This is a genomic window from Micromonospora sp. CNZ296, from assembly GCF_007827635.1.
In genome coordinates this window covers 1-8,934 of record NZ_VISW01000050.1, presented here as the reverse complement: position 1 = coordinate 8,934, position 8,934 = coordinate 1, and the positions used below count along the sequence as shown (strand labels likewise).

Here is an 8,934-nt window from a genome sequence, read left to right as displayed (position 1 = left end):
TTGGGGCATCTGATCTTGGTCGATTGCTGTCTTACCGGGAGCCTCGTCCTACCTGGACACCGGCCTCCCACACCGCCCGTGACCTGCGCCGTCACCATGAAAATGGCTCTATGATCGACGGGTGGACCACACACGGGTACGGCAGGCGTACGGCGCGATCGCGCCGCTCTACATCGAACTGTTCGGCACCACCGGCCACGTCCACGCGGACGACCTCGCCCTCATCGGCCGCCACCTGACCGTCCGGACCGGCCCGGTGCTCGACCTCGGATGCGGACCGGGCCACCTCACCGACCACCTCCGTTCGCTGGGCGTCGACGCCACCGGGATCGACATGGTTCCCGAGTTCGTCGCGCACGCGCGGGCGACGCATCCGGACTGCGCATACCGGCTCGGGTCACTGGACGACCTCGCCGTCCCCGACCACTCCGTCGCCGGCATCCTCGCCTGGTACTCACTGATCCACCTCCCGCCACCGGACCTCGACGGCGTGCTGGCGGAGTTCCGCCGCGCGATCGTGCCGGGTGGACCGCTCGTGGCCGGCATCTTCGTCGGTGACGAGGTGGGTGCCTTCGAGCACAAGGTCGCCACCGCGTACCGCTGGCCGGTGGACGAGTTCTCCGCGCGGCTGCGGCAGGCGGGGTTCGCGGAGGTCGAGCGTCTGACGCGCCTGGACGACGCCCACCGCCCGCACGCCGCCGTCGCGGCCGTGGCTTCCGGGGCCTGAGCGCGCACCATCGTCATTAGGCCGCAACCGAACGCGGATCGCGGGGTGACACGGCACTGTCACCGTCGGAGCATGGCCGCACGAAGGGGTACGAGGACACGCCGGGCCGTCGCGGCACCGGCCGCCGCCCTGATCGTGCTGGCCGGACTGACCTCCTGTACGCCGGAGGTGAAGGGCGTCACCGGCCTCACAGTGGACGCCCACGGCCGGCCGCACGCGGCGCTCGCCTGGTGCGCGGACCGGCCGCCCGACCTCGTGGTGCTCACCTCCGTGGCGGAGTCCGCCTCGCCCGGTGCGCCCACACCGGAGCGGCCGTACTGGCCGAGGCGGAAGTACGACGTGCCTCGCGACGCCGCAGCGCCTGCCCTCGTACCCCTTGAGGGTTTCCCGCCCGGGCCGGTGGCCGACGGGCAGGCGGCGTTCCGGGTCTCCGGCGCCACCCACGACAACAGCTTCCGCACCGAGGGCGTGGACTTCCGGATCGCCGAACTGGCCGAGCTGCGGCCGGGTTCGGTCCTGGTCACCGACTTCGACGACAGCGGGGAGGTGCTGCGAACGGTCCCGCTCGACGAGTTCACCGAAATGGGCGAGAAAGCGTGCTGACCGCTGTGTCAGGATCGGCGTTCGGAGTTCGACGGCCGGAAGGACACCATGCCCGCGTACGCCATCGCCCACCTCCAGGACGCCGCCCCTCACCCGGACATCGCCGAATACATCGAGCGCCTCCCCGGCACCCTCGCCCCGTACGGCGGCCGTTTTCTCGTGCACGCGACGCCGCACGAGGTGAAGGAGGGCAACTGGCCCGGCGCCGTCGTGATGCTCGGCTTCCCGGGCATCGCAGAGGCGCGGGCCTGGTGGGACTCGCCCGCCTACCAGGAGATCGCGCCGCTGCGCTCGCGGCACATCGAGGGCGACATCATCCTGGTCGAGGGCGTCCCCGACGACTACTCCCCGACCGGCATCGTGCAGGCCATCCGGGCGGCGGCCTCCTGAGCCGGCCTGGCCGGCGCGCCCGCGACCTGGGGATCGTCGTCGGGTCGCTGCCCACCGGGCCGCACAACGCGATCACCGACGTCCCCGGCGTCCTGGTGGGTCACACCACCGTCGACGACGGCGCCGACCTGCACACCGGCGTCACAGCGATCGTGCCGAGCGGGCTCGGCCCCGGACGGTGGACGCTGCCCGCGGCGGTGTACACCGGCAACGGCCACGGAAAGCTCGTCGGCTCGACCCAGGTGGACGAGCTCGGCGTACTGGAGTCTCCGGTCGTGCTGACCGCCACGCTGTCGGTGTTCCGGGCGGCGGACGCGCTGCTCGGGCACCTGATGGAGCGCCGGCCGGACGGGCTGTCGTTCAACCCGCTGGTCGGTGAGACCAACGACGGGCACCTGTCGGACATCCGCCGCCGCCCGATCACCGAGGAACACGTCCTGGCGGCCGTCGCGGGGGCGACCGACGGGCTTCCCGCCGAGGGCTGTGTCGGGGCCGGCGCGGGCACCACCGCCCTGGGCTACAAGGCAGGCATCGGCACCTCGTCCCGCACGGTCTGGACCGACGGCGGCACGCGGACGGTCGGCGCGCTGGTCCAGTCCAACTTCGGCGGCGTCCTCACCGCACTCGGCGTGCCGCTACCGGTCGACGAGCTGGTCCCGGCCGCCGACCGGACCGAACCACCCGGCAACTCGTGCATGATCGTGGTGGCGACCGACGTACCGCTGGACGCGCGCCAGCTCCGGCGGCTCGCCCGCCGGGCGGTGTTCGCGATGGCCCGGGTGGGTGCGTCCTTCAGCACCACGAGCGGCGACTACGCGATCGCGTTCACCACGTCGGACCAGCCGCCGATCCCGGACGGCGCGATCGATCCGGTCTTCGCCGCCGTGCTGGACGCGGTGGAGGAGGCGCTGCTCAACTCGCTGTTCACCGCCGTCACCACCACCGGTGTGGGCGGTCGTACGAGTCACGCGGTTCCCCACCGGGCCGCCGTCGAGCGGCTGGCGGCGGCGGGACGGCTCACGGCCCGGCCGTACGCCTGATCCACTGCGCCCCTCGCCGTCGGCCGTTCGGCGAGGGGCCGAGTCCGATCATCCGCCGCATCGATGCCGGTATTCCGGCAGCTGCCCACCACTTCGTCGCTTATCGCGCCGGTAAGGGCCGGTCTGTCGGCTCAGCGACACTCCCGTGCGGACACATCGCTCCACACTGCCCGCTGTGACCGAAATCCCTCCCCCGAACCCGTGGCACGGGCAGGGCCCGCCGCCTCCACCGCCCCATCAGCCCGGCATGCCGTTCGCGCCACCGCCACGGCCGTCGTGGTGGAGCCGCCAGCCCGCGGCGATCAAGCTGCTCCTCGTCAGCGGCGTCGCGGTCCTCACCTGCTGCGGCGGGCTGCTCGGCATCGGCATCGCCGCCGGCCCCGCCACCGAACCGGACAAGGCACCGGAGAAGGCTGTCGCCCAGGAGGTGCCGACCGTGGCGGCGCCCACCACCACGGTCCCCGCGCCCGAGGTCAGCACCGTGTCGCCCGAGCCGTCGCCGTCACCCACCACGGCCGCGCCGACCACCGCGAAGCCCGCGTCGAAGCCGACCCCGCGCAAGACCACGAAGCCCGCCGTCTACTACAAGAACTGCGATGCCGTACGCGCAGCCGGCAAGGCGCCGCTGCTGCGCGGCCAGCCGGGGTACCGGACCGGGCTGGATCGTGACCTCGACGGCGAGGCCTGTGAGCCGGATGGCGGCAACGGTGACTCCGGCGGCGGAAGCACCGGCGGCGGCAGTTCGGGCGGCGGCGGCAACGACCCGCGCTTCGGCACCTGCAAGGAGGCGAACGCGAACGGGTACGGCCCGTACAGGCAGGGCAAGGATCCCGAGTACTACTGGTACATCGACCGGGACAACGACGGCACTGTCTGCGAGTGACACGCGACGCCGGGGCGGACCGTGCGGTGCCGCCCCGGTGGTCACTCCACCTCGTCGTCGAACGCCCGTCGGGCGTGCTCGATCTGCGCCATGTGGGCGTCGGCCCATTCGAGCAGCACGTCGACCGGCGCACGCAGCGTCTTGCCCAGCGGGGTGATCCGATACTCGACAGCGACCGGGCGCGTCGCCACGACGTGCCGTTCCACGATGCCGTTGCGTTCCAGTCGTCGCAGGGTCGCCGTCAGAGACTTCTGCGTCACCGCCGGGATCGCGCGGCGCAGCTCGTTGAAGCGGCACGGACGCTCGCACAGCTCGTTCAGGACGCTCAGCGACCACTTGTCCAGCACCTGATCGAGCAGCTCGCGGTGCGGTGCGTCGATGCGCAGCTCGGCGGCACCGGGGGTGGCGGTATCGCTCATGAAACCAGGTCTCCTTGAAGTGTCCTCCGTCAACTAGGTATCAATGGTAAACCTCAGTTGCCCAGTGGAGGAGCCCACATGTCAGTCACCCGTCTCAGCCCTGCCGGTCTTCAGCCGCACACGCCGTACCACCACGTGGCAGTCGCCACCGGGTCGCGCCACATCCACGTCAGCGGCCAGGTGGCACGACTGGACGACGGCTCACCCGTCGCCACCGGAGACCTGGCCGGTCAGGTCGCGCAGGTACTGCGCAACACCGGCCGCGCCCTCGCCGGCGCAGACTCGTCGTTCGAGGACGTGGTCCGGTTGACCTTCTACGTCACCGACTGGACGCCCGAGAAGATCGGGCCGTTCATGGCCGGGGTCGAGTCGGTCGCCGAGGAGCTCGGGCTCCCGCAGCCGCTTCCGCCGGCGTCGCTGATCGGCGTCGACCACCTGTTCGAGCCCGACGTGCTGGTGGAGTTGGAGGCGACAGCGATCGCGCAGTGAGCGCCGGGGTGCCCCTACGGTCCAGGGTCAGCTGGAGTTCACCGTAGGGGCACCTGGTCGGCCACACCCACCTGAGCCGTTTTCGGTGGCCTGGGCAGGCCACCGGGATCAGCCCGTGGTGCAGGATCGGATCTGGGGTCTGGCGCCGCTGTTGCCGTTCATCATCGTGGTGAAGCCGAAGGTGTTGCCGCTGCCGTTGGACCGCATCGTCATCACGTAACCGGTGCTGTCCCAACTGGGGGAGCCGTTCCAGGTGGTGGAGACCCGCTGCGGCGGGGTCAGAGCCACGACCACGGTCCAGTTGCCGGCCCCCTGAACCGTCACCGAGGTGTTGTACCGGTCACCCCAGACGTTGGGGGTCGTCGCCGTCGCTGTGCACCCGCCGCTGGGAGGCGGAGTGGTGGGAGGTGGAGTGGTCGGCGTGCCGGTCGGCGGCGGAGTGGTCGGCGGCGGAGTGCCGTCCGGGGCCACCGCTCGGCCGGTGCTCGGTGAAATCATGCCCGGACAGAGGTTGCGGCTGCTCAGGTTGGCCATGATCTGCGGAATCGCGTCGCGGGTGTTCTGAATGCCGTCGTGCATCAGGATCACCTGGCCGGCCTGGAGGCGGCCGGCGTTGGAAACGATCTGGCCGACGCTGGCGCCGTTCCAGTCCTGGGAGTCGACGTCCCAGATCACCTGGCGCAGGCCGAGCGACGAGGCGACCGACTGGAGGGTCGAGTTGGTCTCCCCGTAGGGCGGGCGGAACAACTGCGGCCGGACGCCCGTCGCCGACTGGATCGCCGAGTTGGTCTGGGAGAGGTCCGACTGCATCTGGCTCTGGCTCATCGAGGTCATGTGCGCGTGGTTCCAACTGTGGTTGGCCACCCACATGCCCGCGTCGACCTGGGCCCGCGCGGCGGACGGGTTGCTCTGCACGTTCTGCCCGACGTTGAACATGGTCGCCCGTACGCCGTTCGCGCGCAGCACGGACAGCAGTGCGCTGGTGCTGCCGGTCGGCCCGTCATCGAAGGTGAGGCCGACGTACCCGTTGCAGACGGCGGCGCTGGACGGAGTGGCGGCGACCGCGAGACCGGCGGCACTCAGCGCCACGGTGGAGGCGAGCACTGCCAACCGGACGGTGAGACGCGATGTTCGGGGGGTGGACGGGCGGCGGGAGCCGCCGATGCTGGCGTACATGCGCAGGTCCTCCTCGGGACGGGTGACACCTGACGACGCATGGCTTTAATCGACAGAGATTGATGTTGCCGGCGCTCGGAGTATTGCAGCGGCGTTTCGAACACGTCAATGATTTTCCGGAAGTTTTCCGGAAATACGTACCTGGACGACGTGCCGGAATCCCTCGACGAGGCCCGTGCCCGGCTGTTCACCGTCGCGCATCAGTGAGGGGCCAGTGGATCCCACCGTGGCTCCCACAGCCGCGCCGAACCCGCCGAGGACGGATACGAGAAAGCCCCCGACCTCGCCATTTCGGCTGGTCGGGGGCTTCTCCCTGTACTGTGCGCCCGAAGGGACTCGAACCCCTAACCTTCTGATCCGTAGTCCGAAGCTCCGACCACATACTCCTACAACTAGCACTCTACCTAAAACTCGTCCGGCCGCAAGCCTTTCGGTCCGTTCAAGTCCAAGTGCGTCCTCCCAGGTCCACGCCCTGCACAAGCAGCCCATCTACAGTTGCCGATAGATGAACGGGTGCCGCGCTTCCTGGTGGGTCCGGTTGCGTAGCGCTAAATCCGCGTCAGTCCCCCGTCGGCGGAGCAGCCACCGAGCAGCCACGATCGCCGCGGACCAAACCGTCGCCGGGCCCGCCGTCACCGTTCGAGCTGACGGCATCACCTAAACGTGCTGCCGGCATCGTCGGCTCGAAGGCCTCTCCTCGCACCGAACACATCACCATTCGCCCCTGGATGCCGCGCCTTGGGAGTCCGGTCCGAATCCTTCCTGGTCCGGTTCAATCGGAGATCCTGTCTTCGCTGACGGGGATTCCATTGGCGGCGAACCACCCGCCGATCTGCTGCCACATGCTCGCCGGCCAGTACCGGCGGCGGACCGCACCGGTGTCGCTGAACTGGCCGAGCTGTTCCACCGCGTAGGTGTTGGCGATCTCGTTGAGCAGCATCGAGGATGCTTGCACGGTGCCCGGCCCGAGCCGATCGAGCGCGCCGAGGTCCAAGACTGCCTCGGCCGGCACTGAGGATGCGGTGGCAGGCATCCGGCTTAGGGACTCGGTTCCCCAGTCTGCCTGCCGGCAGATCGCGATGGGACGCTCGGGCGATGCGGTGACGAGCCGCGCATGGAAGGTGGCGTTGCCGCCGGCGTAGCTGCGCGTTGCCGCGTGCTCCGCGAGCATGGCCACAGCGGAAAATACGGTGAGCGCGAGCTGTACGTCGGCGATTGAGTGTGTCGGAGTGATCCCGTCGTCCGCCGATGGGCCGCCGGCGCCCACCCGTTGCCACTCGCTGGATCGCTGCGACTCGTCGTACAGCTCGAATGCGTAGGCACCACTACCGTCGGAGTGGAGTTCAACCACCGCTCGATGCAGTTCAGGTCCATCCCGCAACGAGGCGTCGGCGCAGAGCCGGCGGCGTCCCACGCGCGTCCGTTGGAATGTCCGAGCGTAGAAGTCGGGCTGTGTGACTGGGCGATTCAAGAACTCGGCTTCGAAGCGGCGGAACGTCGCGAAGTCGATCTGAAGGTCACCCGGGAGGTCTGGTACGAGCGACACCAACAGCCACGGTCCGGCCGTCGGAGACAGTCGGCCGGCCAACTCTTCCTGGATGTCGGTCGCGTGACGTGCCCGGTCTGAACGGCTCTCGAAGCGGGCGCGGTAGGCAGTCGCGACCTCGGCTTCCGAGAGATAGTGGGTGGTCCGTCCGTGCCGGCGTGGGAATCGCAGGGCGTTGTTGACTATCACGGCGTGGGGCGCGGAAGCGCTGCGGGCTACGGCGATCAGGATGTAGCCGCGCTCTTGTGCATCGGTACCGGCGGTGGCTGTCGGGTCCGGTTTGATGGCCCGGATATCCAATGGCAGCAGCGGTGCGCAGTTGCTCGCGACCGTTTGGAACAGCCGGTTGATCTCCTTATCCGAGAAGTCGACCGGCTCGTCGGCCCGCTTCGCGACACCCTGCTTGTCCTCGTCCAAGCCCACGATGATGACGCCTCCGGCACTGTTGGCCAAGGCGGCGACGTCAGCGGCCAGCTCCCGTTTCGCGCTTTCGCCGTTGCCGTAGGTCTCCCTCTTGAAGTCCAGGTCGAAGTCCTCATGCACCCCGTTGTCGATCAGAGCGTCGATGTGATGGACGGTCAGCTGATCGACCGGAGCGCCGAGTACGACGTCGAGACGGCGAGAACGCAGAGCAGCCATCCGACGATTGTCCTCTCCGCGGTGGCCGCGACGAATGCAACCCGCTGCCGCCGCCCGGTGCGGCCAGTAACCGGACAAGCCCGGTGGGACGAACGTCTGCTCGGCTACCGGCGGGCCGAGACAGCGTCGATAAGAGTTCGACTCAGGGTACGGCCGACCTCGGCAGCCCCCTGCCCGAGCGCCGCTAGGGTCACGAGCTCGTCAGGTGGCACCTGGATCGGATCGTCCGACAGCATCAGGCTGGTGGCCTGCTGACGGGGCTGCCCGCTGACCCGGCCGACCGACATCAACCCCTCGGTACTGACGCCGACACCGATGGCCACCTGGTCGCCGTCGAGGATTCCCAGACCGCCGATGAGACGCAGCAATCCGGCGATCTGATCAGGCAGGGCGTCCGGGTCGAGAATGGCACCCATCCCGTCGCCTGGCAGTGACGCCCACGCCGAGGTCTGCCCATCGGCGGCCGTGCGTATGCCGAGCAGCTGCGGCGCGCGGACCTCGTTCCACCGGCTGTTCCTATCCGGAATGGTGACGACCACGGCGCCGCCCTGGCGAGTGGAGGTTAGTGGGTCGGCCGCGTCGACCTGACCGCTGGCGCGCAGTCGCGCCGGCAGGAGCTGTTCGAGCTCGGCCATCACCCGGGCTGGCCGGTTCGTCCCGGTGGCCGGAAGAACATGAACCTCGACGGCCGGCGGAAGGCTAAGCGTGTTGCCACGCCGATTCTCGAAGTCCGAGCGCCAGGTCACCGTCATCGGGCGTGGCAGCGGCATGAAGGCCAGCGGATTCCCTGCGGACTCCAGTTCCCTCAGCTTCGTCGCTACCTTGGTCTGCAGTTCGGCGGTCGTGGTAAACGACTCGTAGAAGACGCCCGTGCCGTAGTCACCGATGGAGCGGACGAAATCCTCTTGGGCGGGCTCCAACGTCACGCCTAGTACGGCAGCCGCCGTTTGAGATCTTGCTGGTAAGCCGGGGTGGGCGCGAGACGGCCACCGCGTGATCGTCTGTGCGTTGTGGACACATCA

General features: G+C 69.3%; 10 protein-coding genes. 6 read left to right on the top strand and 4 right to left on the bottom strand.

Features of this window, described 5'->3' with window-relative positions; translation table 11 throughout:
- Positions 1-121: 121 nt before the first annotated feature.
- The 5 genes from FB455_RS33845 to FB455_RS33825 all read left to right on the top strand — a co-directional run bounded on the left by FB455_RS33845 (position 122) and on the right by FB455_RS33825 (position 3,643).
- Entirely contained in the window at positions 122-727 is a 606-nt protein-coding gene (locus FB455_RS33845; RefSeq protein WP_145755797.1) for a class I SAM-dependent methyltransferase, read from the top strand.
- A gap of 72 nt (positions 728-799) precedes the next feature.
- Complete coding sequence (locus FB455_RS33840; RefSeq protein ID WP_013289100.1) at positions 800-1,330, top strand: response regulator; 531 nt, start codon at positions 800-802, stop codon at positions 1,328-1,330.
- Positions 1,331-1,378: 48 nt separating this feature from the next.
- Positions 1,379-1,720 carry a DUF1330 domain-containing protein gene (locus tag FB455_RS33835; protein WP_145755796.1) on the top strand — a complete coding sequence of 114 codons (342 nt, stop codon included), beginning with the start codon at positions 1,379-1,381 and terminating at the stop codon, positions 1,718-1,720.
- Complete coding sequence (locus FB455_RS33830; RefSeq protein ID WP_174361829.1) at positions 1,717-2,760, top strand: P1 family peptidase; 1,044 nt, start codon at positions 1,717-1,719, stop codon at positions 2,758-2,760. The genes FB455_RS33835 and FB455_RS33830 overlap by 4 nt, the downstream gene beginning before the upstream one ends.
- A gap of 175 nt (positions 2,761-2,935) precedes the next feature.
- Positions 2,936-3,643, top strand: a complete 708-nt coding sequence (locus FB455_RS33825) for an excalibur calcium-binding domain-containing protein (RefSeq protein ID WP_357235855.1) — start codon at positions 2,936-2,938, stop codon at positions 3,641-3,643.
- Between the two features lie 41 nt (positions 3,644-3,684).
- On the opposite strand, the gene FB455_RS33820 is transcribed toward FB455_RS33825, so the two are convergent.
- Positions 3,685-4,062 (bottom strand): winged helix-turn-helix transcriptional regulator, encoded by a 378-nt coding sequence (locus FB455_RS33820; RefSeq protein ID WP_013289104.1) that lies wholly within the window; start codon positions 4,060-4,062, stop codon positions 3,685-3,687.
- A gap of 78 nt (positions 4,063-4,140) precedes the next feature.
- Between FB455_RS33820 and FB455_RS33815 the strand changes: the two genes are divergently transcribed.
- On the top strand, positions 4,141-4,551 hold the full coding sequence (locus tag FB455_RS33815; protein ID WP_013289105.1) for a RidA family protein: 411 nt from the start codon (positions 4,141-4,143) through the stop codon (positions 4,549-4,551).
- A 108-nt stretch (positions 4,552-4,659) separates the two neighbouring features.
- On the opposite strand, the gene FB455_RS33810 is transcribed toward FB455_RS33815, so the two are convergent.
- The 3 genes from FB455_RS33810 to FB455_RS33800 all read right to left on the bottom strand — a co-directional run bounded on the left by FB455_RS33810 (position 4,660) and on the right by FB455_RS33800 (position 8,838).
- The gene (locus FB455_RS33810; RefSeq protein ID WP_013289106.1) at positions 4,660-5,727 is read right to left on the bottom strand and encodes a polysaccharide deacetylase family protein; all 1,068 of its coding nucleotides are present in this window, start codon (positions 5,725-5,727) and stop codon (positions 4,660-4,662) included.
- Between the two features lie 772 nt (positions 5,728-6,499).
- Positions 6,500-7,912 (bottom strand): ATP-binding protein, encoded by a 1,413-nt coding sequence (locus FB455_RS33805; RefSeq protein ID WP_145755795.1) that lies wholly within the window; start codon positions 7,910-7,912, stop codon positions 6,500-6,502.
- Positions 7,913-8,016: 104 nt separating this feature from the next.
- Positions 8,017-8,838, bottom strand: a complete 822-nt coding sequence (locus FB455_RS33800) for a hypothetical protein (RefSeq protein ID WP_145755794.1) — start codon at positions 8,836-8,838, stop codon at positions 8,017-8,019.
- Positions 8,839-8,934 lie beyond the last annotated feature (96 nt).